The organism is Microcoleus sp. Pol8_D6, from assembly GCF_036700965.1.
Classification (GTDB): Bacteria; Cyanobacteriota; Cyanobacteriia; order Cyanobacteriales; family Microcoleaceae; genus Microcoleus.
Window position 1 is genome coordinate 17,938 of record NZ_JAUBPW010000062.1, and the last position, 25,590, is coordinate 43,527.

The following is a 25,590-nucleotide window of genomic DNA, read 5'->3' on the forward strand; positions in this document are numbered from 1 at the left end:
ATCTTAACTGTTTTTTTGATATAAAAATCTATTTTTAGATTATTTTTAGATTTTAAATGGATTTTATAATACTTTCTTAATATAAAGAGGTACAAAAACAAAACAAAAATTAACTTCTCAAACAATCTGGGCTTTTGGCTTTGGGGCTAGGATGCAGGCAGTTGATGGCTTGTGTGGGTAAGTGGAACGGTCATAAAGGCGCTAGTGGATGAGGCAAACTCGAAGTGAGTTCAGATCAGTTGGGCCAGGGGAGAGCAAAGTGATGGGATTTTAGATTTTAGATTTTAGATTTTAGATTGGGAAACATTCACTTTGCTGGGGTTTCGGGTGTTTTGTAAAAAATTGTAAATTTTTAGGAAATGGTGGGGAGTCGGAGAGTGGGGAAGTGAGTCGGGAAGAGGGAGAAAGTTATGGGATTTTAGATTCTAGATTGGGAAACATTCACTTTGCTGGGGTTTCGGGTGTTTTGTAAAAAATTGTGAATTTTTAGGAAATGCTGGGGAGTTGGAGAGTGGGGGAGTGAGTCGGGAAGAAGGAGAGTGGATGGGGAGAGTGGGGGATTGGGAGAATATCATGTCTTCCCCATGACTACTGATACCAGTTGAAAAAAAGAATGCAACTGTAGGCCCGTGCTCCAAACCACGAGCTTAATGAGTCATTTCCAATTCTTCAATTCTTCAATTCTTCAATTCTTCAATTTTTAAATCTAAAATCTAAAATCCTATGACTGCTGACTAATGACCACTGACGATCGGAATCTCGATCGCAAATTCAGTGCCCCGTCCAGCTTCCGAAACGCAATCGAGTCGCCCCCCGTGCTGTTCGACAACTAAATGGTAAGAAATCGACAGTCCCAACCCAGTGCCCTTTCCGACTGGTTTGGTAGTAAAAAACGGGTCAAATAATTGGTGGCGAATCTCATCCGGTATGCCCCGCCCGTTGTCGGAAATGCGGATCGCGACAAAATCGCCGCCAACAACTTCAGTACGAATTTTTATTGTGGGAACAGTCAATGGAGAACTAGGATTTGACGGGGGTGAATTTTTCGCATTTCTCGCCGCCCATTCCCCTTTCTGGATTTCTTCATCCAAAGCATCAATAGCATTGCCGATAATATTCATGAACACCTGATTGATCTGACCGGCACAGCACTCGATGTTGGGCAAATTACCGTATTCTTTAATAATGTGAATAGTTGGATGTGCGCCGTGGGCTTTGAGCCGGTGCTGCAAAATCAACAAAGTGGTTTCAAGTCCCTCGTGAATGTCAACGAGCTTGATGTTAGATTGATCGGATCGCGAAAAATTACGCATCGACACAACTATTTGGCGGATGCGCTCGGTTCCTACTTGCATAGAAGACAGGATCTTAGATAAGTCTTCTACCAAAAAATCGACTTCCATATCTGCTGCTGCTTTCCGAATTTCCGAGACTGGTTCGGGATAGTGCTGCTGGTAAAGTTGCAACAGTTGGAGCAATTCTTTGATGTAGTGGCTGGCGTGGGAAAGGTTGCCGTAGATAAAATTAACAGGGTTGTTAATTTCGTGAGCGATACCGGCAATCATTTGTCCCAAAGAAGACATTTTTTCGGTTTGCACCAATTGAGTTTGAGTTTGCTGCAACTTTCGCACAGTTTCCTCTAATTGCTGCGCTTGATTTTTCAAGCAAGTTTGCTTTCGCCGCAGGACTTCTTCAACTCGCTGGCGCTTGATAATATCCCGTCTCAACAATTCATTTGATTCTAAAAGTTGAGCGGTGCGTTCTTCAACTTGTTGTTTTAAGTCGTCGTGAGCTTGGCGCAGGGCTTCTTGGGCCCGCTGCCGCTCTAAAATTTCTTGCTGCAAAAGTTCGTTGGCTTTCTGCAATTGGGTGGCTCGATCGTCAACTGCTTGTTGCAACAGCTCGATCGTCCCATACATTTCAGATTGGTTAAAAACTTGCGGCAAACTTGTCTGAGAGACAACACCCAAAAGTTCTCCCTGGCTGCCAACTACTACCAAACGACGGACGCAGTGCCGCTGCATGGACTGGTGGACACTCCAGAGGGAATCGGCGGGAGATATGCAAAATAAAGGCGCACTCATTGCCGTTGCTGCTGGGATTTCCGAGAGGTTGAGTTCGAGGGCGTGAAACTGCACGATGTCGCGCTCGGTGACAATGCCGATCGGAATTTGATAATTTTGTGTTGGTGCGATCGCCCGATCAGGATGCTGAGTTTGCTCTTGGACAATGACGACGGAACTAACTCGATGCTTGACCATGAGCTGGGCTAAATCGAGGGCTGAGGCAGTTTTTGGAGCAGAAATGACTTCTTTAGTCATGATATCTGCTGCACAGCGCAAATTGGTTAGCAAGTTAATCGGTTGCAGGGCTTCGTGAATGGCTTCGCGGGTGATGATGCCGATAAGTCGCGAGTCCTCGTCCACTACGGGCAAATGCCGGATGGAGTGCTGGCGCAACGTGAACATAGCTGTGAAAATATCTTGAGACTCGGATTTTTTGAGGGTAATGGGCGATCGAGTCATTACGTCAGCAATTGTCAGTCCGACTGTACAAGCTGCGACGGTAGTTAGCTTGACGATATCCCGTTCTGTAAAAATGCCGATGGGCCGATTATCTTCGACGACTAACACGCAACTACGCTTGGCTGCGCTAGCAACAGCGTTTTGTTTTTCGCCACAAAGGTGACAGGAGACGCGCATCGGGTTCATGAGAGCCAACACCTGGGCGATCGGGGTTTCTGGAGCCACGGTGAGGGGGTGGCGGTCGATCGCCCGATCTAAAGGCGAGGAGTAGATTGGCCGGCTGTTGGGCCGTCCAGCGGGTTCTGATGATTTAATTACGGGCAACTGCGGGGCTGAATCTCGGAAATGTTGTAATTTTTCTTCTTGTAGCATGATTATTAATTTTACTTAATGAGTTGTTACAATTTTGGAGACTTGGGTTGGCAGACTTAGCATTAATTAAGCGGGTGACAGATGCTCGATCGCCTAAAATCTGATTGCTAGAACACTCTTATTTAATTTTTATTTTTTAAATCCTATGTCGTGGACACCATTAAGTCATCGAATTCATCATTTGCCGCTGATCCTTGCGGGCCCGATTTTGCGCCGGACTGAAAGTCGGGCCGTGACAGTTTGGCTGGCTCTGAAAGCACCCCGCCAAGTCGAACTCAAGGTTTATTCGACAGAGGGCGGAACCGGCGAAATTGTCGATCGGCCATTGCTGCAAGGTGCGAACTCTACCGTACAGCTCGGCAAATACCTGCACGTAGTCGCGGTGACTGCTAAACCAATTAATAGCAATGTCTTGACATCTGGGGAAATTTATGCTTATGACATCAAGTTTGCGGGGAGTAGCGAGTCGAACGTCGGGGGTGCAGTCCCAGAAAATGAGAAAGAAAATCTCATTTCTTGCCTGTGGCCTGCCACCCCTGATTTATCGGCTTTGGGGCCGGAGACGATTAGTTATTTCGCTCACCAGTTGCCCACTTTTGCCCTGCCGCCACAGGATTTAAACTATTTGCGTATCGTTCACGGTTCTTGTCGCAAGCCCCACGGAGACGGCAGAGATGCGCTGCCAATCTTGGATAATTCGATCGAACAGTTTGCAGGTACGGCAAATAGCAGGCCCCACCAACTGTTTTTAACCGGCGACCAAATTTACGGCGACGACGTGGCCGATGCGATGCTGTGGGCTTTGACGGATGCTGGCGATACCCTGTTGGGCTGGGAAGAGAGTCTACCCCTGATGGATGATGCCCAAATTAAAAAGAATTTGTGTATCAGTATACCTAAAAATTCGGCAAACGAAAATGCAGGTGGCCAAGAGAGGGAAATTTTTAGAGAGTCCCCTATTCAGAAACCGTCTGATGCTGAATATGAGTCCAAAAAACCAATTGAGTTAAAACCGGGGACTCGCAGCGATATTGCCAGAGATTTTGGCGGCTTTACGGCGATGTTGGTAAATAAACCCGCCAATGCTAAAAGTCACTTATTTAGCTTGGGGGAATATTGTGCGATGTATTTGTTCGTTTGGTCGCCGGTATTTTGGTGCACGGGTTTTCCGAAGGGTAAGGATATTTGTCCAAATTCTAAGCAGGCAAAAGTCTGGGATAGAGAAGTTGTTGAACTTAACGGTTTTGCTCGCAATTTGTGGAGGGTGAGGAGGGCGCTAGCGAATATTTCTACTTATATGATTTGCGATGATCATGATGTTAGCGACGATTTGTATTTGAATCGAGAGTGGTGTTACCGGGTGCTGGGGAAGCCGCTGGGACGACGGGTGGTGCAGAATGCTTTGCTGGCTTACGCTGTGTTTCAGGCTTGGGGAAATACGCCTGCACAGTTTGAGCGCGAAAAACCGGGAGATAAATTATTAAAGGCTGCTGAAAAATGGTCGGATTCGGCGGGGACTGATGTTTCTGTTTGGGAGGAAGTGGCTTCGTATTTGGGAATTCCAGGACTCGATCCGAAAACTCATTTGCCTAAGTTGAAATTAGATGAAGATGTTTTTATTTTGGATCGGGATGGCGAGGGTGTAAGTGAGGTTTTGAATTGGCATTTTACTGTGAGAAGTTTTAAGCATGAGGTGATTGTGCTGGATACGCGGAGTTGGCGGGGGTATCCGGTGAAAAGCGCGATCGATCCGCCGATGCTTTTGACTCACAAAGGTTTTGAGGAGCAAATTCAGCAGCCTTTGCATGAAACTAATTTGCTGAATAAAACTGGGGAGTTTGAGATTGAGGCGACGCTAGTAGTTGTGCCGACAAATTTAGTGGGTTTGTGGATTATTGATGCGGTGCAAAAGCGGGATGTGGAACAGGGGAAGGTTTTTAATAGCGATGCGGGGGATGCTTGGAATTTTCACGAGTTGGCTTTTGTGAAGCTGTTGTCGGAGTTTTTTAAGCAGCGCGATCGGGTGATTGTGTTGAGCGGGGATATTCACTATGCTGCTGCTGTGCGGCTGAGTTATTGGTCTGATTGTCATTTTGGCGATTCTCGATCGAATATTGAGCCTTTGAATATGGCGAATTATCAATCAAATTGTCACTATTCTGTGTTGGCGCAGTTGACTGCTAGTGCTTTTATCAATGAGGAGTGGAAAACGCATTTAATTCATACTAAGATTAAGTCGCTGCTTCCTGAGCGATCGCACGAATGTTTAGGATGGAATGAGCCGCTGGAATTAATGAAAATTCCCAGGAGTAGCAGAAAGAAAGCTATGGCTGCTGCTTTCAGGAATAGACAATCTCTGCCTGATTGGGGTTATCGGATTGACTGGATTAAACGGCAAAGAGCTCGGGTGTTTTTGCTGCTAGAAAAGGGAACTCCGTCAGATAGAACACATAAAAATAAACAATTGTCATTCCTGCGTAGGTTGTGGAATTTTATATCGCTGTTGTGGCGCAATCGCTGGCTGCAAGAGGGTGATGAGATTGTGGGATATAGCAATATTGCGATCGTCAGTTTTCAGTGGCCTGCGGATAGTGATGGGGAGAAAGCGGTGATCCAAAATGTTTATTGGCGGCCGCTTTGGGAGCCGAATAGTGTCGTTTACAGTCAATATTTTGTGCCGCTAGGATTGGATGAGGATGATTAGATTCCCGATTTCTTGAACAAGTCGGGGATTTCGATACGGGTACAATATTCTGGTGAGTTTGTGGCACTGTCCGCCGGGAGCATCTCAAGGAAAGCAGCAAAGCTAGAAACTGGAGTTGGGAGCCAGCAGCCAGGAGCCAGGAGGACAGAGGAAGAAGGAAGGAGTGTTCTTACAAATATGATATGCTCCCGTGTCCGCCGGGGGTTGAAATCCTGACTATGCAGGACTACCGGGATTTTCTTCTGATTTATTAAAGCTGAAACCCTTGGTGGATATACTATAAATTACGAAGCCCGTGACGAGATTTGAACTCGTGACTTCCTCCTTACCAAGGAGGTACTCTACCACTGAGTTACACGGGCATAAAAAATTAAGAACCTCCAATTAAAAAATTAATTTTTAATTCTTAAATTTTAACTTTTTATTAAATTGAGGTGGGCCGAGCTAGATTTGAACTAGCGTAGGCGTAGCCAGCGGATTTACAGTCCGCCCCCATTAACCGCTCGGGCATCGACCCATTTCCATCACAGTTATATATCCTAGCACCACAATCTTTATTTGCAACAATATATTTGAAACTCTAATCATTCAGTTGAGAACACATAAGTGAGTTAGCGGTAGATGGGAAAATGGAACACTGTTTAAGGTGTGCATTGCTACGTCTAGGCTGGGTGCCCACCCGGAGCACCCTAAGTCTAGACTAAGAGGAAATTCCTAATTCACTAATTCCCCGGTTTCTTGCAGGGAGTGCAGGCGGCGGTAAATACCTTGTTGGCTTAAGAGTTCTTCGTGGCTGCCAACTTCGACGATTCTACCGCCGTCGAGTACGACGATCGTATCGGCTTCGCGAATTGTACTCAGTCTGTGGGCAATAATTATGGTGGTGCGCGTACCGAGGATATTCTGCATGGCTATCTGGATCGATCGCTCGCTTTCATAGTCCAAACTAGAAGTAGCCTCATCAAAAATTAAGACATCCGGCTCCACCAACAGCGCCCTCGCAATCCCCAACCGCTGCCGCTGACCGCCGGACAAGCGCATTCCTCTCTCCCCGACCACGGTATAGTAACCTTGGGGCAACAGCCGCACAAAATCGTCTACCTTGGCAATGCGACAAGCATCCTCAACTTGATCGAAAGTGGCGCTTCTGTTTCCGTAAGTCAAATTTTCCAGCAAAGTACCGTTAAAAACGTCTACTTCTTGGTGAACAATGGCTAAACGCTGGCGGTAGCGAGTCACGTCTAAGCTGCGAATGTCTTCGCCGTCGATCAGAATGCGGCCGGAGTTGGGTTCAAAGTAGCGAAACAGAAGTTTAACTAAAGTCGATTTCCCGGAACCCGATCGCCCGACTAATGCTACAGTTTGACGGGGATGAATCAATAAATTCACATCCTGCAAAACGGGTTTTTGACTGTCGTATCCGAAGGTCAAACCGCTGAACTCAACTTTGCCGGTAAATTTATAAGGCGACGCCGATCGAGCATTTTCTGCTAAATTAACCGCATCAACACCGTCTGGTAACTGCATAAACTCGTGGAACCGGATCATTGAAGAATAACGCCGTGCCAATAATTCGGCGATAACGCTAATCGGACGCAGTTGGGAATATGCCATGCTTGCCAGGGTGTAGACGGTAACAAAATATCCGAGGGAAATTTTGCCTGCAACCGTGGCTGCTAGGCTAAAACCGAGGACTGAAAACAAACACAACTGGACGATCGTCTGCTGGTATGTCCCCAGGATGACGTATCCTTTGTGAATGCGGTTGATCACGACTTTTGATTCGCGATCGAGTCTGGTTGTTTGCCTTTTGAGTTCATGGCTTTCTGTCGCAAAAGCTTTGACTGTTTTGATGTTGGTGATAATTTCCGAGTTGCGGCTTTCGGTATCTTCGATGTATTCATCCAGACTTTCTTCCTGCGCCGTCACCTGTTGCAGGCCTTTTAAGGTGAAACTGAGGATAAATAGAAATGAAACCAAAATTAATAAGCCAATCCGCCACTCAATTAAGCAGATAACGGCAAAAATGCCGATTAAGCGAACGACTTCGGGGATGAATTCGCCGGCAATTTCTGGGTAAGTCCAAGTATGGTTGGCGATGCCTTTGGCGATGCGGCTGGCAATCCGTCCGGCGTTGTTTTCGTCGTAGAATTCTAGGGGTAAGGTGAGGATTTTGCCGATCGCACTTCTCATTTGATCGCGCCTTGCCCTCAATGGTATCGCCCAGTGGAACCAATTTCCCACCCAAGGCTGTACCGGTGCTTTGGCGACTGTTACCAGAAAAATTATGCCCAGCAAGACGGATAGCGATAATATTTTGTTGGGTGAGTGCTGGGTAACAGAGGCGATGGCTGTTATCAGTTTTTGGGTTACTGTATCTGTAGGTTGACCCGACAATACGTTTAATATTTGACCGATCGCGTAAGGAACAAGCAAATCGGCTAGTGCCAAAACGCTGGAGCTAGCTATGCTGTAAAGTGATATTTTCCAGTAGCGACTGTAGTATTTGAAGATGTCCTGAAAGCTTGCCATAAATTTGTGTTGAGATACAACCCTTGCAAACACTTGCATTTAGAACTGCGCTCTCGGCGCGCCGTGTTTACAAGTGTACTACAAAAGTATTCGATCGGGGAGTCATCTCGGCTCATGCTAGCGACTCGCCCGATCGGGTGATTTATGGCAATCATTTGATCGTCCGCAATCGATCCGCATTCCAGGGCCATCAATTTCAGGCTAAGGGCAAAAAAATGCAAAAGACAGAATTTTTCTTAAATTCTGCCTTCTGAGCAAGGCCTGATAAGTTTTACGTTTGAGTAGTCTGTTAGCTGAAGGTGTAGGCTGATTGCAGCGCCCACCAGATCAAGAAGCCGATTCCGCCGGCAATGACAATCGCCGAAATGGCGATCGCTATAGGACTGTCAGCTCCCTTGAACTTCATGATTCCGCGATTTAAATCTGACATGACAGTGTTCTCCCACAATTCCAGCTTGATTGTAGCTTTGCCGTCGGCGGATGGCGGTCAATTTTCACGGCAATTACTGATTTGGTTAATGATCTGGCTGCTGAAATTTCCGGTGGGGATAGGCTTTGGGGGTTTTTACAGGGTGTCTGAAAAAAAACTTACTAAAAAGACTTGACAAATTTCGAGAATTGAGACAATATTGTTAATACCGCAGGAAATGCGGGTGTAGCTCAGTGGTAGAGCGTCACCTTGCCAAGGTGAATGTCGCGCGTTCGAATCGCGTCACCCGCTTTAGAAGATAAAAAAATCAAGGAAACCGGAAAGTAGATGAAGAAAGTTTTGGGTATACTCCTAATGATGGTTGATAATACCTAAGTTAGTGGTAAGATTGAATGCAGAACTTGCAACTCAAAATTGTCGATCGGGTCATATCTCGGAACAGGCAGTTGAAAGCCTAGGTATGGCGGAATTGACAAGTTTGATTAAGTGGATATGTTAACGATTATTTTTGCAAAAACGCTTTTTTTATCCGATCGCTAGTGCCCTCTCAAAAAGCTCCCAAGATTGACTTAAACGATGAGTACCCCTGTCCTTGCCGACGCCGGGGTCGTCTAGTTCCCATAACGTTGACAGAAGCCTTGGGCTGCAACCGCTGTCAACAAATATTTGTATTGGACGAAAGTGGATACGTGATCGAGCAACTATCAACGAACTATCCTTACAAGCAGGCTTGGCGGTGGACGGGCAACCAGTGGAACAGAGCGCATCCGGGTTTGAAGGCTTATTACTTGCCACTGGCTTTGGGTATGATATTGGTGCCGCTAGTGATTTGGTTGCCCTTGGCGCTACACTCGCCGGGCCCGAATATTATTCTGTGGGCAATGGTCGCGGTGCTGCTAGCAATGCTGCCGGCGCTGATGGTATGGCTGGCTTATAGGCGTTAGCTAGATGATAATAGAGGATTTTACCCATTCATCAGATGCCGCAAATGTCGCGCGTCGCGCTTATCAAGCTTCTTTGGAGTTGGCTGCGACAAAGAGTGCCGATCGCGCTGCAGGTTTGCAGGCGATGGCGGGCTCGCTGAAACGCCGGCAAAATGACATTTTAGAAGCAAATACTCTGGATCTAGAAGCGAGTCGGGACATGGCGATTCCCGAGTTGATTGTGGAGTGGCTGAAGCTGACGCCGGAACGGATCAAGACAACTGTGCAAATTCTGGAACGGTTGGGGGAAATGCCAGATCCGATCGGCAGGGTGATCAATGCTTCTTATCAGGTCGATCGCTGTCAGGTTTACTGTCAGTCGCTACCACTGGGGGCGATCGCTCTAATTTACGAGGCATTTCCAGAGTTGGGGGCGATCGCAGCCGGTCTGTCTCTCAAAAGCGCTAACAGTTTGATTCTTAAAGGCGGCAGCGAAAGCTGGCACACTAATACAGTAATTGGAGAAGCTTTGGTTTCGGTGATCGATGAGGTCGGTTTGCCATCGGGATGTTTGCAGATACTGCCGCCGGATCGGGGCGCTTCGATCAGAGAATTGGTCACTCAAGACCAATATCTCAATTTAATTATTCCCTACGGCAGGCCAAGTTTGGTGCAGCAGGTGGTTAGGCTGTGTACAGCACCAGTTTTGAGGTCGGCAATGGGAAATTGTTACCTTTATTGGTCGCCGACTGGTAGTTTGGAGATGGCAAGGTGGATGATTTTGGACAGCCATCAAAGCGTTCCCGATCCTGTTAATGCGATCGAGAAAGTGCTGATTGATCGCAACCAAAAGCCTTCTTCCTTAGTTAGGCTGTGGAACAGTTTAAAAGAAAAAGGCTTTCAAATTAGCGGCGATGCAGATCTTGTTGCAGATTTCCCAGACTTGAAGCTGGCGGAACCATACGAGTGGACTCAACCGTATTTAAACAAAACCATCGCGTTTAAAGTTGTCGATAGTTTAGAGATTGGGATCGGCTGGATCAACCGCTACAGCAGCGGTCACGCTGACTGCATTGCCACTGAATCTTACTTAGAAAGTCGCCAATTTGCTCTGGATGTTAACAGCGCCTCAACTTTTATAAATGCCTCACCTCGGTTTTGGCGTTATCAAAATCGGGGAGATGCGATATTTTTGGGAATGTCCAACCAAAAAGGTTATCGCCGGGGATTGATCGGGTTAGATACGCTGACGACAATTAAAGAAATTGTTCAGGGAAACGGACTTTTTTAATTTTATAGGTTATTTAGGATTGGTTATTGAGATTAAACCAAACTGAAAAGTGGGAGACTATTATCGATGCGTAAGCCTCTAATAGTTTTTTCTAAAATTTTCTTTATGGGATATAATATCTTCGTAGAACAATCAGGCAGCCTTGATCTAAAGCAATTTGATCGCCAGTTCTCGGATAGCCACAGTGGAGAGAGATAAAATCTCCGCATCCTAACAATAAGCCGCCGGATTTATGTGTGGGTTCAATCTAAAATCGGGTACGGGATCTAATTAAATGTAGAAACTTATTAACTCACATGAAAATACTCTTAGCGATCACATGAAATCAGAAAAATCACTCAATACTCTAGACAAGGCAGCAACGCCGACTTTAGGCGAAGAAACGCTAATTCACCACTCGGTATATGTAAAAAAATTGCGTCCGTTGCTGCAGTCAAATGCCTTTGAACCAGATCCTAGCAAGTTAGCAATACTACTCATCAACGCTGCTATTTTATTGCTGGGCTGGGGAATTGCTGCTAATCTCGATCGCTGGCCTGTCTATCTTTTAGGGCTTTACTTACCTTTAGCCGTCATCATGGGCAATAGTATCATAGTTTTGCTATTTAGCTCCCACGATTTGATGCACGGTAGCGTTCAGAAAAAGTCTCGCCTGACTTATCCGATCGCCTTTTTGGGACTAAGTATGCTGTTTATGCCGCCTACTCAGTGGAAAAATCTGCACAACCTCGTACATCACAATAACACGAATTCTTTGGCAGACCCCGATCGCAACTATCTGTACCAGCAACCAGATACTTGGGGAAAATGGATTCAAAATCTGTTTGTACCGTCGGTGGAAGTCAGCCCGGTGTGGTTAATTGTAGGGATGGCCGGTTCGTGGTTAGTGCATAATTTCCGCAATCTCACCTCGGTACTGTTATTTAACGATAAATCTGTCGATTACGTACCGGCTGCCTTTACAGTTAGTCCTAAAGATAGATTGACAATCGCATTTGAATGTCTGGGAATTTTAGGAATTCATGCCAGCATTTTGTTCTACCTAAATTTTCATCCGCTTAAAATCGCTCTTGCCTACTTTTTGCCGATCGCAATTGGTCATGCAGGCGCCATGTTTTACATCTATACCAACCACATGGGTTGCCGGATGACCGTCATTAATGACCCGCTGATCAACAGTATGTCAGTGCGGGTTCCTAAAATATTTGACCTGCTGCACTTGAATTTTTCTTACCACACAGAGCATCATATTTTCCCCAGCATGAACTCAAACTATTATCCGATGGTGCAAGAGTTGTTGCAAACTCACTATCCCGGACGCATGAATTTAATAGATGCGGGAGAAGCTTGGCGGTTGCTGATGCAAACACCGCGGCATTATCAAGATGAAGTCACCTTCACTGATTCCTCTGGTACAACGTCCGTGAATTGCTCGATTGTTGAAGAATACAAAAGCTGAGAAAGCCCATTGGATCTCACATCTTGCACCATCCTTAAGAACAGGGTTGCCGGCCTGTTCCACAAACAATGAATTTTATTTTGGGGAGTAGGGGTTGGGTGTCTCGCCCAACCCCTACTCCCCAAAAATACACTCCTACATACTGATGCTATTGAGCACCAACGAAGGCTTGAGAGCAATGTAAGGAATTACTCGTTTTTGATTGTTGGCATCAATCTTCTGTTCAGCCATATTCAAATTTTGCTGGAACTGTCTGGCTAAAAATGCGATCGGCGTTCCCTCAAAAACTTCATCAAAGCTCATCCGGTAGAGTTCTTGGAAAGATTTATCGTAATAACCTAAACGGTCATATCGATAAGCTGACAAAATAAACAGAATTTTCAGTTGTTCAGCCGCTCGCTTGTACGGAGGAAGCAACCGTAAAATGTCCTTTTCCGTAATGACTTCTAGAGTCCCAGAAGCATTAATTTTGGGAATGTCCCGGTATGCTGCCAAGGGCATATTGGCAGCAAAACTCATGTATTCATACTGGGGAAAATTGACTGCTGAATGCTGCGGGCCGCAGGTAAAAATTATGGTTGTGACAATTTTAATTAATTGTTCAACTGTGTCGATTTTGCTGGGCATTCCTTTGACTTTACCGCCTTCATTCGAGGCTAATTCTTGGGCCCAAGTTTGCAGTTCCACATCTTGGACGAGTGCTTCATTTGTCGGGTAAAAGAATTTGAGATAGCCACATACAAAGGTTTCGATCGCATTCCACAGCAGCAATCCATCATCTCGGTAAGGATAGTGAGGCAGTTGATTTGGATCGTCCATGCCCCGATTTTGCAGTTCGGTTGGGAATGCAAATTGATCCAGACTCCAGTTACTACAAGCCTCTCTAGCTATTTCCATTGTCTCTGGCAAGCTACCGCTTAGCAAGTCATCGACTGGCCCGCCCGGAGCGATCAAATAAGAACGCGCCAGCTCGTTGTTAGTCAACATAAACCGAAAGTGCGGTTTCAGCAGCAGGCTAAGGGGGTGATTTTTAGCCAACTGTCGGGCGGTGACGATCGCGATTGGTTCCATCACCAAATGAGTTCGACCTAAATGCGAACTCATTTCGTGGTGATTGGCATCTGCTACTTGCACGCAGAGTTTCGCAAACAGCCAATCCACAGGACGATCGAACGAGGTGTAAAGATGGCTATTTGGGGTCGGATCTAGTTGAATGGCGATCGGCACCAGTTCACCGCGATCGCGGATTCCCGTCCACCGCCAAGCGAAAAAAGCTCGCGGTTTTGGCAAAAATTTTCTGCCTTTTTCATAGCTGCCGCCTCCTATTTTTGAAGGCGCGCGATAGTGTTGGTCGCTACCCGTATAATCGGCAATGTAAATGTTTTTTTGTTGCAACTCTTGGCCCAGATCGAATAATGGGTGAAAGCTGGAAATTTGTGCCAGTGTTTGCGCCCGAGGATCGCCGGCATCTAACAAACGAAGCATCATCGGATTTGCTCCAGACAGGCGCTGTTCTGCAAAAGAGCGATCGGTTTGGTAGATTTTGGCAACAGCAGGTAGCGGCAGCAGAGTAAAGAAATCTTCATAGTCTTGGAGCTCGTCGAGAGGATCGAGAAAACTTCTCGAATCGGCCGCCAACATATTTCCGGGAAGTTCCGATGTTGCTAGTATCCGCTCTCCAATATACTTGCTCGAAAAGTTCTCGGCTGCGGGCACATCTTTCAATAATGCCAAAGGTGATAAACTCTCATAGTCAAACTGATAAGCTTGTTGCTGACGATTCAAGGAATCTTGGCGCTGTTCTTGGTTCGGGTCGTCTTGAGGAAGAGAAGGTTTCATATTGTCTACCATTGTATAAATCAACTCTCTTTTTGTAGTAAAATATCGGACATCATCACTACTGATCGAGGATGGAATTTAAAAAGTATTGTGCGGGTTCATGCTTGATATAGGTCTTATTCACCGATCGATCATCTGATTCCGGACTTTTTTAAACTCAGACAAATTTCTCAAAATAATGCAACACTTCTAGATCGCCCTCAATCCACATAGGGGGGTTTCATTATCCAGATAAGCAGCTCGCATTTGAGAACCCCGACTTCTTTGAGAAGTCGGGGTTCGTGGTGTTAGGTTTTTTGAGCTTGGTCTACTGATTAGCGGTTAGGCACGAACCATTAAATATTGGCCGTTGCCGTTATATTCGCCGTCGCAACTCGCGAAGTTAGACACAAACCAAATCAAGTAAAACCGCCAGATTCGCCGAAATTTAGCATAGTCGATGCCGTAGTCCAAATCTTTGACTATTGCCTGAGAATCGTCAAAGTTTTTCAGCCAGTTAGCAAAGGTTGTGGAGTAATTGTATCCGTTGAGATACCATCTTTGAATGGTTTTGAGGTCTTTATTGTGGCTGGGAACGGCATCGTATTTCCAGTAACGGCCGTGGGGAAAAATGTATTTGTGGGTGAAAACGCTGGATATATTGTTGGGAGTGCGAACTGTGATGATGTGAATAAACACTTTGCCGTTATCCTTCAGGAAAGATGCCAGCTTTTGGAAAGCCTTCGTTAAATTACCTACATGACAAAAAACTCCAATGGAGAGAATTTTATCAAATTTTGTCTCGAAGTTGGCGTCGTTCAAATCGCCTTCATATAGGGTGAATCGACCGGAACTAAGGTAGCTTTCGGGGTCTTGCATCTTCTGACGCATATACTCGCATTGGTGGTGGCTGAGGTTAATCCCCGTAAAGGTCACATTGGGGAATTTGGAAAGAATGTAATTGGGAACACAACCCCAACCGCAGCCAAAGTCTAAAATATTGTCGCCATCTTGAATCTCTAGCTTCTCAATCACATCATCAATCATCTGCATTTGCGCTTGTTCAAGGTTGGTGGCTCCTTTTTCCCACAATCCCATGCTGTATTTAGGATAAATGAGTTTTCCATCGCCTAACATCGGATTCAGCATTGCTTGAGGTAAGTCGTACTGAATCTTCATTAAATCCCGCGGCCCTTCGGCTGTGTGGTCTGTTTCTGTTAGTACCCATTCGTAGGGTGCAAGCAGGGACGGGAAATGCTTAAAAAAGACGGGCATACAGGTATCAAAAAGCGATCGCAATACTGAATCTGGGACTTCTAATCCGTTGATGTAAGACTCTGCTACTGCCATTTGCACCGTGTTAACTGCACTGACTGCGAGGCGGGTTGCTCCGTAGGCGATCGGACTTTTGGTATGGATATTTCCCACGATGGGAATGTGGTTTTCGATGTTTTGTAGGGCTGTTGATGAAGTCATGGTTATACAGGTTTAAAAGATGCTGCTATTCTATCTCACCAAAATTGGCTGGTTGTTAGAGAGTAAAAAAGCTGAAACAATTGCCAAGTAAGGTTTGCACAGCCCACCTCCCCAAAATCCTAAAAATATATGGCGGTTTAAGGGGATTTGATAACGGATTTATAGGGCTTTGGGCGATCTGAATTTTATTAAGAATTATGTCAGTCCATTTTAGATTTTAGATTTTAGATTTTAGATGAACTCCACAGCTTGAATTGGGGTATTTTCACGGTGCGAGGAAAATTTTAGTGCTCAATTATACCATTTGAGATTTTAGAATTGAGAATGAATGATGAGCTAAGAGTTGGACTATTGCCTAGAGTTGCATTCTTTTTTTAAACTGGTGTCAGTTGGGCGGTTGAGCTGACGAAACGAGAAGCAAATGCCGATCGCGACTTATAGTTAAGGAATCAGGGGATACAGAAAAAATGCCGAGAAACCGGGTTTGCATACAGATTCGCTGCAATAACAGATGTCCGCGAGATTCCTCGCTAATTAGCTAGACGCGCCACATATGCCACAGATTCACTATCTGCCGGACGATCGCACGATCGAGGTAGACGATGACGATATAATTCTCGAAGCTTCCCTGCGTGCCGAAATTCCCCACACCCACATCTGCGGCGGTAGCGCCCGGTGTTCGACTTGCCGGGTATTGATTGTCGAAGGTTTGGAATTTTGCTCTCCGCGCACTTCGCCGGAAGAAGAACTCGCTAAAAAATTGCGTTTAGAACCCGAAATTAGGCTGGCTTGTCAGACGCAGGTTGCAGGCGGCAAGGTAATTTTGCGCCGATTGGCGATCGATTCTGAAGACTTGGAATCATTTACCGACCAAATCGCCGGAAAGTCAATTTCTACTCCTGTGGGTCAAGAGAAAAAAATTGCAATTTTGTTTGCCGATATTCGAGGGTTTACTGCGTTTGCAGAATCGTTGTTGCCCTACGATGTAATTTATATTTTAAATCGCTATTTCCAAAAAATGGGTTATGTTATCAACCGCAACGGCGGGATGATTAATAATTATATGGGAGATGGTTTTATGGCGCTGTTTGGGTTGGAAAATCCCGACAAGGCGGCGGAACAAGCGGTAAGGGCTGGGGTGGAGATGCTGGAGGAACTAGAGAAACTCAATCCCTATTTTGAGACTTTATACCGTCACCAGTTGCGGATTGGGATTGGCATTCACTGCGGTTTGGTGGTTGTTGGGAATTTGGGCGCGTCGAAGAGTCAGACAGTTACGGCGATCGGAGATGCGGTGAATTTGGCCAGCCGGATCGAGGCTGCTAACAAGCAAGTGGGAACGAGTTTATTGATTTCTGAGGAGACTTATCAGGAAGTCAAGGAATTGGCGATCGTCGATAGGTGCATATTAGTTAAAATTCCGGGAAAAAGCGGCGAATATCCGCTCTATGAAGTAGTCGGGATGCCGCCGCTGCCCCTGGACATCGAGGAGATTTCAGAGGTCAAAGAAAAATCTATTTGGAAAAGTTATGTCAAAATTTTGCATGATTTGTATGCTGCGGTGTACAATTGGATTAGAAAAGTTTGGAGTCAAATCAGACAACTATAGAGCAGCTTTTGTTAGTTTGGTTATTTACTCAATAATATGAATATTCCCAAGTCAATAGTTCGCATTTTTGTAATGCTCCCCAACGGTCAAATAGGGGCACAACTGCGAGATAATATTCCAGGTATTGCCAGTCAAGGAATGCTTTCTACTTTTGGTGGTGGCGTGGACATTGGAGAAATTCCACGGCAGGCAGCAGTGCGAGAAATGGAGGAAGAAACTTGCCTCACGAGCGATGATTACACAATGGAATTTATCGCAACTTTTACTCACCAAAAAACCCAAAATGATAGAAAAATCTTACAAAGCAACCACCTTTTTTTGGCGATAGTTAGCGATGGTGATAAAATAGCAATCAAAGAAGGTGTCGGTTTGGTAGTTTTGAGAAAAGATGTAGACTTTGAAAAAGTCAACGCAGGTGAGGGTACTCAAATGGCTTGGAAATTGTTGCAGGAATATTTAAAATCACAAAGCACACACGAGCTTTTTGCCGCCAGGGGACTGAAACTTTAATAGAGAACTTCTGTACTATGTTGTCCAATACGAATTCAGAGTACGAATTATTACTACAACGGGCGATCGCGATCGCCGCTAAAGCTCATGAGGGGCAGGTTGATAAGGCAGGCAATCCCTATCTCGATCATCCGCTATTTGTGATGGAAAATGTAAATTCTCTAGAGCAAAAAATCGTAGCGGTTCTACACGATGCGGTCGAAGATTCTGAACTTACACTTGAGCAACTTAAAAGCGAAGGTTTTCCTGAAGTTATCGTATCGGCGATCGAGGCGATTACCAAAATAGAAGGAGAAGCTTATGCAGCTTATTTAGAACGTGTGATTGCCAACCCGATCGCACTGCGAGTCAAAATCGCTGATGTTACTCATAACCTCGATATTCGTCGCATCGCCAATCCCACAGAAGCAGATTTTCAACGCATTGCAAAATACAAAAAAGTCCTCAGTCAGTTGCGTGCCGCCCTAAAATAATTATTAACCGCAAATATCCGCGTTAATCAGCGTGCATCTGCGGTTAAAAAAATCCCGAAATCCTAAGCCATTACCATCCCCCCATCCACATTAAAAACCTGCCCCGTTATATAAGCCGCCGCCGCATCCGCCGCCAAAAACTTCACCATCCCGGCAACTTCCTGAACTTCCCCATATCTCCCCAGCGGAATATACTTCAAAATCTCATCAGACTTGACATCCTTAGTCATATCTGTAGTGATAAAACCCGGTGCAACTGCATTCACAGTAATCCCGCGACTCGCCAACTCCTTCGCCACAGTTTTAGTAAACCCAATTACCCCAGCTTTCGCCGCACTGTAATTAGCTTGTCCGGGATTGCCCATTTGCCCAGCAACTGAAGCAATATTAATAATTCGGCCGCTTCGCTGCTTCAGCATGATTTTACTGGCAGCTTTCGCACACAAAAATACGCCCGTTAAATTCAAATCAATCACAGCTTGCCAATCTTCCAACTTCATCCGCAGCAGCAAAGTATCGCGAGTAATACCGGCATTGTTCACCAAAATGTCAATCCGTCCCCATTTTTCCATGACATTACTGGTGAGTAAATCTACTTGGTCAGTTTTCGAGACATCTGCTGCAAGTGCCACAGCTTCTCCTCCTGCTGCGACTATTTCTGCTACGACCTCATCAGCAGCAGCACTCGAACTCGCATAGTTGACGGCGACTTTAGCGCCCTCTGCTGCTAGTGTTAAAGCAACGGCGCGGCCGATTCCCCGCGACGCACCGGTCACGACAGCAACTTGACCCCGCAATCTCTGAAAAGTCTCTGGCAATAGTTCCATAATTGTATCCTCGCAATCTACCAGAGAATTTTGCACTAAAATCGAGCCAGAACCAAAAAAATTATTTTGTCTTATGGCAGTTCAAAAACAGTTCAGCAGTTTTGATGAGTTAGTATCGGGCTCTGACTTGCCGGTGTTGGTAGATTTTTATGCTACTTGGTGCGGGCCTTGTCAGATGATGGCAGGGATTTTGGAGCAAGTCAGCGGTCAGATGAAAGACAAGCTCATGGTTGTCAAAATTGACACCGATAAGTACGAACAGTTGGCGTCGCAGTATCACATTTATGCTTTGCCGACTTTGGTGTTGTTTAAAAATGGCGCTGAGGTCGATCGCATTGAGGGAGTGCTGCAAGCGGCGCAGTTGATCGATCGAGTGCAACCTTTCTTGTAGCACGAGCCAATTATCTCACACCTCGGGTGCGTCAGCCAATATCTGATTAATTATGAATAAGATAATCTTAGTTGACGCACCCTACTTATGAAAACTCCCAGCCACGCTATTATCAATCTGGCAATTCTCGGAAAACCGCAACTGCCGCAAGCTAATCTCATTATTGTAATCGGCGGATTTTTGCCGGATATTCCGATATTTTTATTTTACTTTTGGGCGAAATACATTGCTCGCTTGCCCGCAGCTACAATTTGGTCACAAGCATATTATGAGCCTTTTGTACAAAATATTGTAGCTCTGTTTCATTCAATTCCCTTTGCGGTTATTGGTTGGCTAATTGCTTATTACTTTGGCTGGCAAAGTGTGCAAATTCTGTTTATCAGCATGATACTACACTCTCTGGGAGATTTGCCAGTCCACAATGACGACGCTCATCGGCACTTTTTTCCGTTCAGCAATTACCGTTTTATCAGTCCGTTTTCTTATTGGGATAGGAAGCACTATGGGTCAATTGTTTCTCTAGTGGAAATGTTGTTAGTGCTGAGCTCAACTTACCGCGTTTTTGGTTTTGTTAATTCTTATACTGGAAAAACTTTGTTGATTTTGGTGAATGGTTTTTACTGGGCTGGCGCGGTTTATTTTCAGGTGCGAGATTTATTTAAATTCACTTCCCCAAGATGAAACATGAACTCAAAATTAGCAATTAGGAATTAGCAATTACCATATTGTTAACTCCGCCGAATATTAAAACAACACCAATCTTGGCGCTTCCACAGAGTAGCCACAATCCAGCCGTGCTGTTCGAGAGTGTCGGCAATTGGCTTAGCTTGTTCGAGCAAAATGCCGCTGAGCACGGCCCAAGTAGTCGGTTTGCTAATTGCAGTGAACTGTGGGATTAAATCAATGATTACTTCTGCTAAAATGTTGCAGATCAAACCGTCGATCGGCTCATCGACCATTTCCTTCAAGCGATCGATACTTCCGAGCTCTGCAACCAACTGCTGAGAATTAACGCGGTTGAGTAGTCTGTTGCTAATGGTCGATCGCACTGCCAAAGGATCTGTATCCAAAGCATAAACTTTTGTAGCGCCCAACAACACTGCGCCGATCGACAAAATACCTGATCCGCAGCCGATATCAGCAACGATGCACTCTTTGTCATCAAAACCGAGACGCATTTCCAGCGACTCCAGACAAAGTTGAGTCGTAGCGTGAGCACCGGTACCGAAGGCCACACCGGGATCTAAACGCAAAATAATGCGATCGGTATCAGTCGGTAAGGGCAGCCAAGCCGGATTAATTAAAAAGCGATCGCCCACTTCTTGAGGCTGCCAGTGCTCCTTCCAAGTGCTGCCCCAGTCTTCGTCTTCAATCAAATCCCACTGCATCGCAGGTAGGGGCAAACCTGCACACAGAGCATCTTGACGCAGCCACAGAGACAGAGCGGCCAAATCCAGCAATCCTGCCTGTTCTTCGGGCAAATAAGCCGACATCAGGCAGGAATTGCTTTTGATCTCAGTAGCAGTTCCCTGACAGTTAAATCGTTCCAGACGCCAAAAGATGATATCTTCCAGCGCCGGATCGCAAAGAATTCTAATTTCCCACCAGCTATGTGCCATACAATTTTAGATTTTAGATTTTAGATTTTAGATTGGCCCAGGGGAACTGGAGACTGGGAACTGGAGAGTGAGGAAGGAGGATTGGCTAATAGAAAAATTCCCGCTTTCAGGCCAATGACCAATGACCAATTACCCATTACCAATTATCAGCCCTGGCATCCAAAATCTAAACTCCTAAATCCGTCAAAGATTTACCGTGTAAGCATCCCGAATTCCCGGAACTTTTAGGATCTCCGCCAGTATCCCTTCTGGTAGAGGGTCATCGAGGCTCAAAACCATCACCGCATCGCCTCGCACGATTTTACGGCCTACCTGCATACTGGCAATATTGACATTAAAACTGCCCAATTGGGAACCAATTTTGCCAATAATCCCCGGCATATCGCGGTGCAGGGTAAACAGCATGTGGTGAGTGGGGGAAACGTTGACGGGGAAATCGTCAACGCTGGTAATCCGAATTTCGCTTTCGCCGAGGACCGCACCTGTCACGGTGTGTTCGCCGAGAGTTCCCTTAGCCGAGAGGTGCAAGGAGCCTGTGTAGTCGCGAATCGAGGCGTCTCTGGTTTCGACGACGCGAATTCCGCGTTCTTTGGCTTCAATGCTGGCGTTGACGTAGTTAACGCGCTCTCGCAGGGCTTGGGAGAGCAGGCCTTTGAGGGCGGCGACGACTACGGGCTGGCTTTGGTTGCTGGCCAATTCGCCTTGCAGTTGGACGTTGAGGTAATCGACTCGGCCTCCGGCTAGCTGGCTGACGAGGTTGCCGAGGGTTTCGGCGAGTTGCAGGTAGGGTTTGAGTTTTTCGATCGAGTCTGGGTAAATTCCCGGTATGTTGACAGCCGATCGCGCGGGCAGCCCCAACAGTACATCGCGAATTTGTTCAGCCACGTCGATCGCCACATTCACCTGAGCTTCCGCTGTGGATGCTCCCAAGTGGGGCGTCAGCACGATGTTCTGGCCGACAGTCCGCAACGGTGAATCAGCTTCGAGGGGTTCATGTTCGTAAACGTCCAAAGCTGCGCCGGCGATCTGACCTGATTTGATGGCTTCTGCGAGGGCTGCTTCGTCGATGATGCCACCTCTGGCGCAGTTTATGATGCGGGCCGTGGGCTTCATTTTCGACAGCACTTCAGCGTTAATTAAGTGCAGGGTTTCCGGCGTTTTGGGGATGTGCAGGGTGATGTAGTCGGATTCGCGCATCAGCAGTTCTAGTTCTACCAAGCGGCAGCCCAACTGATCGGCTCTTTCGGTCGAAATGAAGGGATCGTAGGCCAGCAGTTTCATGCCCATTGCTTTGGCTGCGGCGGCGAGGTGGGAGCCGATTTTGCCCAAACCGACGATGCCGAGGGTTTTTTTGTAAACTTCTACGCCCAGAAAGCGGTTGCGTTCCCATTTACCCGCTTTGACGGATTCGTTAGCTTCCGGGATGTGGCGGGACATCGAGAGCATCATGGCGAGCGCGTGTTCGGCGGCGGCGATCGTGTTGCCTTCGGGGGAATTGACGACTACAATTCCTTTGCGGGTAGCGGCGGGTACATCGACATTATCTACGCCGACGCCGGCTCTGCCGATGATTTTAAGTGAATTCCCCGCTTCAATGATTTCTTTGGTAACTTGGGTGCCAGAACGGATCATCAAAGCGTCGTAATCTGGAATAATTTTTACCAGTTGTTCGGCTGAGAGTCCTGTGTTTACGTCAACTTGCGCGACTTGGGAGAGGATGTCAATTCCGGCTTGGTCGATCGGATCGGATACTAGAACTTTAGGCATAGCAAGCAATTGAGTGCAATAGTAAAAATAGACCGAGCGTTGGCGAGCTCAAAGTGAGACTTATGACTTAGAGCAGTATCTAACAGCTCAGCTCAAGCTTGCCTTTGTGCAGTTTGAATTGTATCTGTATTCGGTCAAGGTCGGCCGTTTTTTGCATGAAATATTTTAGCTTTGCGGGCGATCGGACTCTCTGACCGTCTCAAAATCCCGCAAGTGCTTAGCTAGTATGTCTTTTCAATCTATAATAGACTTTGGCTATTCCAGCCTAACTATCAGGAATTATTGTCAATGAACTATCTTATCGCCGTACTGCCCGATCGAATTCAAGCCGAAGCTGCCTACTGTGCTCTGGAAAAAGAAGGCTTGCCTATGAAGCAAGTGAGTATTTTGGGCCGGGGCTACAAAACTGCTGATGAATTTGGCTTGATCGACCCGAACCAGCAAGCGAAGAAACAAGCTAAACTCATGGCTATTTGGCTGATTCCCTTTGGCTTTATTGCTGGGGTTACTTTCAGCTTGATTACTGAGTTGAAGACTTTTGCCTGGGCGGGGGAAATTGGCGATCACGCGATCGGTGGTGTACTCGGTGCGATCGCCGCTGCAATGGGCAGTGTGTTTGTTGGAGGCGCGGGCGGTATGGCTTTTGGTAGCGGCGATGCTTTGCCCTACCGCAACCGTTTAAATGCCGGTAAATTTTTGATTGCGGTTAAGGGTACTGATGATTTGACTGGGAAAGCTGCGAAGATTTTGCAGCAGTTTAAACCAGAAAATATCCAAGGTTATACAGAGACTTAGTTATTTGTTTGTTAACAGTTGACGGTTAACTGTTAACTGTTGACATTCAACTAGTGTAATATTTGGAGGCAGTTATGGAATTACAAACTATCCCCCTACATTCTCCCCTAGAATTAACGATCGAATTAACTGATGAGCAGTTTTTTCAGTTGTGTATAGACAACCGGGATTTAAGATTTGAGCGCACTGCTAGTGGAGGATTGATTATTATGCCACCTACAGGTAGCGAGACGGGTAATTTCAACATTGACTTATCGTATCAACTTCAATCTTGGAGCAGACAAAATAAGCATTTGGGAATTGCTTTTGACTCTTCAACTGGATTTAAACTGCCCGACGGTACTGATATTTCTCCGGATGCTGCTTGGATTCGGCGCGACAGGTGGGATGCTTTAACTGCGGAAGAAAAAAAGAAATTTGCGCCGATTTGTCCCGATTTTGTGGTGGAATTGCGATCGACCACCGACTCCCTAGAAAAATTGCGGGCTAAAATGAAAGTGTATGTGAAAAATGGAGCAAGGTTGGGATGGTTGATCGATCGCAAAAATAGAAAAGTAGAAATCTCCCGTCAAGGTAGAGAAGTAGAAATTTTAGATGAACCTGCAACTCTGTCAGGTGAAGATGTACTACCCGGTTTTGTTTTGGATTTAACTGATATTTTCTAAATTTTTGACACTCCTCGGCTTGAAAGCGCGAGGATTCTTGGATCAATCAGTCGATTTGCTCGTTGATGCTGCCACCAGCGAGTAGAGATCAGTCTGTCCCCAAGCGTTAATTTCGGCGTGCCCCGCCGTATTTAAATTAATTCCTGCTTGCTTCAACCCGTTAGCCAAAATGTTGCGACCGGCATTATGATCTCGATCCAATGTCGTACCGCAACCGCAAATATGGGTGCGAGTTGAAAGTGTTTTCTTAACGAGATTGCCACAGTTTGAACAGTGTTGAGATGTGTATTGAGGTGCAACAGCAATCACTGTTTTATCATACACTTTTCCCAAATACTCCAACCATTGAGCAAACAGTGACCATGCTGCATCGTTAATTGATTTAGCAAGCTTATGGTTTTTCACCATGTTCCGCACCTGAAGATCTTCGTGGGCTAGAAAATCGCTAGATTTTACTACGCACAACGCCGTCTTGATGGCGAAGTCTTTACGCTGCCGACTGACCTTCAGGTGTTTTCTTCCTAACTTATTAATCGCTTTTTTACGATTACTAGAGCCTTTTTTCTTTCGAGAAACTCGTTTCTGCAATCTCTTCAAAGCTTTTTCACTCTTGCGGAGATATCGAGGGTTGGCAACCGTCTCACCATCACTATCAGTATAGAAATGGTTCAATCCCACATCTATCCCAATAGCTTTACCAGTGAAAATATGCTCCTCTTTCCGATCCACGTTGATGCAGAATTGGGCGTAGTACCCGTCGGCACGGCGCACGACTCTAATTCGTTTTATCTCGTCAGGCGCATAGAAATGCAAATCCCGATTGCCAATCAACTTAAACTTCCCAGCAGCAAAGCCGTCTTTAAATGTTAGACACTTTTTGTCGGCAGACAGCGACCAACCTGAAGTTTTATATTCTACCGACCGAGTATGCTTCTTGAACTGCGGGTAGCCTTTTTTGCCTGGAACCTTCGCTTTGCAATTAGCAAAGAAACGCTGGATAGCAAAAATGGCGCGTTCCGCCGAAGCCTGACGCGCCATCGAATTAAGCTTACCTGCCCATTCAAACTCTTTTGCCATAACGGCGCATTGTTTGTAGAGGTCAACTAGCTTAACTCCTTGATTTTCTGTCCAATATTTAAGAGTTTTATTTCGGACAAATTGAGCTGTTCTGATCGTCTCGTCGATGATCCGATATTGCTGCGCTTTGCCTTTCAATTTAAACTCTAGTGTTATCATTCAAATATCTTACCGTATTACGAAACACTATGTTTACAAAATACGTATATTTAATCATTTTTTACATTTATAGAAACTAAATCCGTCCTATAAGGACGGGGCTTTGTGCGATTCGTTGTGTGGTGAATCACGGTATCCAGTCCGTAAATAACCACACCAACCAAATCC

General features: G+C 45.9%; 21 protein-coding genes and 3 tRNA genes. 13 read left to right on the forward strand and 11 right to left on the reverse strand.

Annotation, left to right across the window (positions count from 1 at the left end):
* Positions 1-734: 734 nt before the first annotated feature.
* Positions 735-2,897: a CBS domain-containing protein gene (locus tag QUA10_RS21960; protein ID WP_333084663.1), complete on the reverse strand. Its 2,163-nt coding sequence runs from the start codon at positions 2,895-2,897 to the stop codon at positions 735-737.
* 145 nt (positions 2,898-3,042) lie between these two features.
* On the opposite strand from QUA10_RS21960, the gene QUA10_RS21965 reads away from it, so the two are divergent.
* Entirely contained in the window at positions 3,043-5,601 is a 2,559-nt protein-coding gene (locus tag QUA10_RS21965; protein WP_333084664.1) for a PhoD-like phosphatase, read from the forward strand.
* A gap of 290 nt (positions 5,602-5,891) precedes the next feature.
* On the opposite strand, the gene QUA10_RS21970 is transcribed toward QUA10_RS21965, so the two are convergent.
* The 3 genes from QUA10_RS21970 to QUA10_RS21980 all read right to left on the reverse strand — a co-directional run bounded on the left by QUA10_RS21970 (position 5,892) and on the right by QUA10_RS21980 (position 8,133).
* Positions 5,892-5,963, reverse strand: a tRNA-Thr gene (locus QUA10_RS21970).
* A gap of 73 nt (positions 5,964-6,036) precedes the next feature.
* Positions 6,037-6,118 (reverse strand) — tRNA-Tyr (locus QUA10_RS21975).
* Positions 6,119-6,315: 197 nt separating this feature from the next.
* Positions 6,316-8,133 (reverse strand): ABC transporter ATP-binding protein, encoded by a 1,818-nt coding sequence (locus QUA10_RS21980; protein ID WP_333084665.1) that lies wholly within the window; start codon positions 8,131-8,133, stop codon positions 6,316-6,318.
* Positions 8,134-8,156: 23 nt separating this feature from the next.
* On the opposite strand from QUA10_RS21980, the gene QUA10_RS21985 reads away from it, so the two are divergent.
* Positions 8,157-8,387, forward strand: a complete 231-nt coding sequence (locus tag QUA10_RS21985) for a hypothetical protein (RefSeq protein ID WP_333086370.1) — start codon at positions 8,157-8,159, stop codon at positions 8,385-8,387.
* Positions 8,388-8,422: 35 nt separating this feature from the next.
* On the opposite strand, the gene QUA10_RS21990 is transcribed toward QUA10_RS21985, so the two are convergent.
* Positions 8,423-8,563 (reverse strand): hypothetical protein, encoded by a 141-nt coding sequence (locus QUA10_RS21990; protein WP_172188980.1) that lies wholly within the window; start codon positions 8,561-8,563, stop codon positions 8,423-8,425.
* Positions 8,564-8,782: 219 nt separating this feature from the next.
* On the opposite strand from QUA10_RS21990, the gene QUA10_RS21995 reads away from it, so the two are divergent.
* The 4 genes from QUA10_RS21995 to QUA10_RS22010 all read left to right on the forward strand — a co-directional run bounded on the left by QUA10_RS21995 (position 8,783) and on the right by QUA10_RS22010 (position 12,236).
* A tRNA-Gly gene (locus tag QUA10_RS21995) sits at positions 8,783-8,854 on the forward strand.
* Between the two features lie 248 nt (positions 8,855-9,102).
* A complete protein-coding gene (locus QUA10_RS22000) occupies positions 9,103-9,507 on the forward strand; it encodes a hypothetical protein (RefSeq protein ID WP_333084666.1) in 405 nt (134 codons plus the stop codon).
* Positions 9,508-9,511: 4 nt separating this feature from the next.
* Positions 9,512-10,777, forward strand: a complete 1,266-nt coding sequence (locus QUA10_RS22005) for a glutamate-5-semialdehyde dehydrogenase (RefSeq protein ID WP_333084667.1) — start codon at positions 9,512-9,514, stop codon at positions 10,775-10,777.
* Positions 10,778-11,096: 319 nt separating this feature from the next.
* Positions 11,097-12,236, forward strand: coding sequence for a fatty acid desaturase (locus tag QUA10_RS22010; protein WP_333084668.1), 1,140 nt, complete (start codon positions 11,097-11,099; stop codon positions 12,234-12,236).
* Between the two features lie 135 nt (positions 12,237-12,371).
* On the opposite strand, the gene QUA10_RS22015 is transcribed toward QUA10_RS22010, so the two are convergent.
* Both QUA10_RS22015 and QUA10_RS22020 read right to left on the reverse strand, forming a co-directional pair.
* Complete coding sequence (locus QUA10_RS22015; protein ID WP_333084669.1) at positions 12,372-14,075, reverse strand: lipoxygenase family protein; 1,704 nt, start codon at positions 14,073-14,075, stop codon at positions 12,372-12,374.
* Between the two features lie 321 nt (positions 14,076-14,396).
* Positions 14,397-15,530, reverse strand: coding sequence for a class I SAM-dependent methyltransferase (locus QUA10_RS22020; RefSeq protein ID WP_333084670.1), 1,134 nt, complete (start codon positions 15,528-15,530; stop codon positions 14,397-14,399).
* A gap of 553 nt (positions 15,531-16,083) precedes the next feature.
* Here QUA10_RS22020 and QUA10_RS22025 point away from each other — a divergent pair.
* The 3 genes from QUA10_RS22025 to QUA10_RS22035 are packed head-to-tail and all read left to right on the forward strand — an operon-like array spanning position 16,084 to position 18,122.
* Entirely contained in the window at positions 16,084-17,139 is a 1,056-nt protein-coding gene (locus tag QUA10_RS22025; RefSeq protein ID WP_333084671.1) for an adenylate/guanylate cyclase domain-containing protein, read from the forward strand.
* A 36-nt stretch (positions 17,140-17,175) separates the two neighbouring features.
* Positions 17,176-17,649: an NUDIX domain-containing protein gene (locus QUA10_RS22030; protein WP_333084672.1), complete on the forward strand. Its 474-nt coding sequence runs from the start codon at positions 17,176-17,178 to the stop codon at positions 17,647-17,649.
* A gap of 17 nt (positions 17,650-17,666) precedes the next feature.
* On the forward strand, positions 17,667-18,122 hold the full coding sequence (locus QUA10_RS22035) for an HD domain-containing protein (RefSeq protein ID WP_333084674.1): 456 nt from the start codon (positions 17,667-17,669) through the stop codon (positions 18,120-18,122).
* A gap of 62 nt (positions 18,123-18,184) precedes the next feature.
* Here the strand turns inward: QUA10_RS22035 and fabG are convergent, their stop codons facing one another.
* Positions 18,185-18,949 (reverse strand): 3-oxoacyl-[acyl-carrier-protein] reductase, encoded by a 765-nt coding sequence (fabG, locus tag QUA10_RS22040; protein WP_333084676.1) that lies wholly within the window; start codon positions 18,947-18,949, stop codon positions 18,185-18,187.
* A gap of 73 nt (positions 18,950-19,022) precedes the next feature.
* On the opposite strand from fabG, the gene trxA reads away from it, so the two are divergent.
* Together trxA and QUA10_RS22050 are read left to right on the forward strand one after the other, a co-directional pair.
* On the forward strand, positions 19,023-19,340 hold the full coding sequence (trxA, locus tag QUA10_RS22045; RefSeq protein WP_333084678.1) for a thioredoxin: 318 nt from the start codon (positions 19,023-19,025) through the stop codon (positions 19,338-19,340).
* 87 nt (positions 19,341-19,427) lie between these two features.
* Positions 19,428-20,021, forward strand: coding sequence for a hypothetical protein (locus tag QUA10_RS22050; RefSeq protein WP_333084680.1), 594 nt, complete (start codon positions 19,428-19,430; stop codon positions 20,019-20,021).
* A gap of 47 nt (positions 20,022-20,068) precedes the next feature.
* Here the strand turns inward: QUA10_RS22050 and prmA are convergent, their stop codons facing one another.
* Both prmA and serA read right to left on the reverse strand, forming a co-directional pair.
* Positions 20,069-20,959, reverse strand: coding sequence for a 50S ribosomal protein L11 methyltransferase (prmA, locus tag QUA10_RS22055; protein WP_333084681.1), 891 nt, complete (start codon positions 20,957-20,959; stop codon positions 20,069-20,071).
* Positions 20,960-21,142: 183 nt separating this feature from the next.
* Entirely contained in the window at positions 21,143-22,726 is a 1,584-nt protein-coding gene (serA, locus tag QUA10_RS22060) for a phosphoglycerate dehydrogenase (RefSeq protein WP_333084682.1), read from the reverse strand.
* A gap of 288 nt (positions 22,727-23,014) precedes the next feature.
* On the opposite strand from serA, the gene QUA10_RS22065 reads away from it, so the two are divergent.
* A complete protein-coding gene (locus tag QUA10_RS22065; RefSeq protein ID WP_333084683.1) occupies positions 23,015-23,521 on the forward strand; it encodes a hypothetical protein in 507 nt (168 codons plus the stop codon).
* Between the two features lie 74 nt (positions 23,522-23,595).
* Entirely contained in the window at positions 23,596-24,186 is a 591-nt protein-coding gene (locus QUA10_RS22070; protein ID WP_333084684.1) for a Uma2 family endonuclease, read from the forward strand.
* 42 nt (positions 24,187-24,228) lie between these two features.
* On the opposite strand, the gene QUA10_RS22075 is transcribed toward QUA10_RS22070, so the two are convergent.
* Positions 24,229-25,422 carry a transposase gene (locus tag QUA10_RS22075; RefSeq protein WP_333084685.1) on the reverse strand — a complete coding sequence of 398 codons (1,194 nt, stop codon included), beginning with the start codon at positions 25,420-25,422 and terminating at the stop codon, positions 24,229-24,231.
* Positions 25,423-25,590 lie beyond the last annotated feature (168 nt).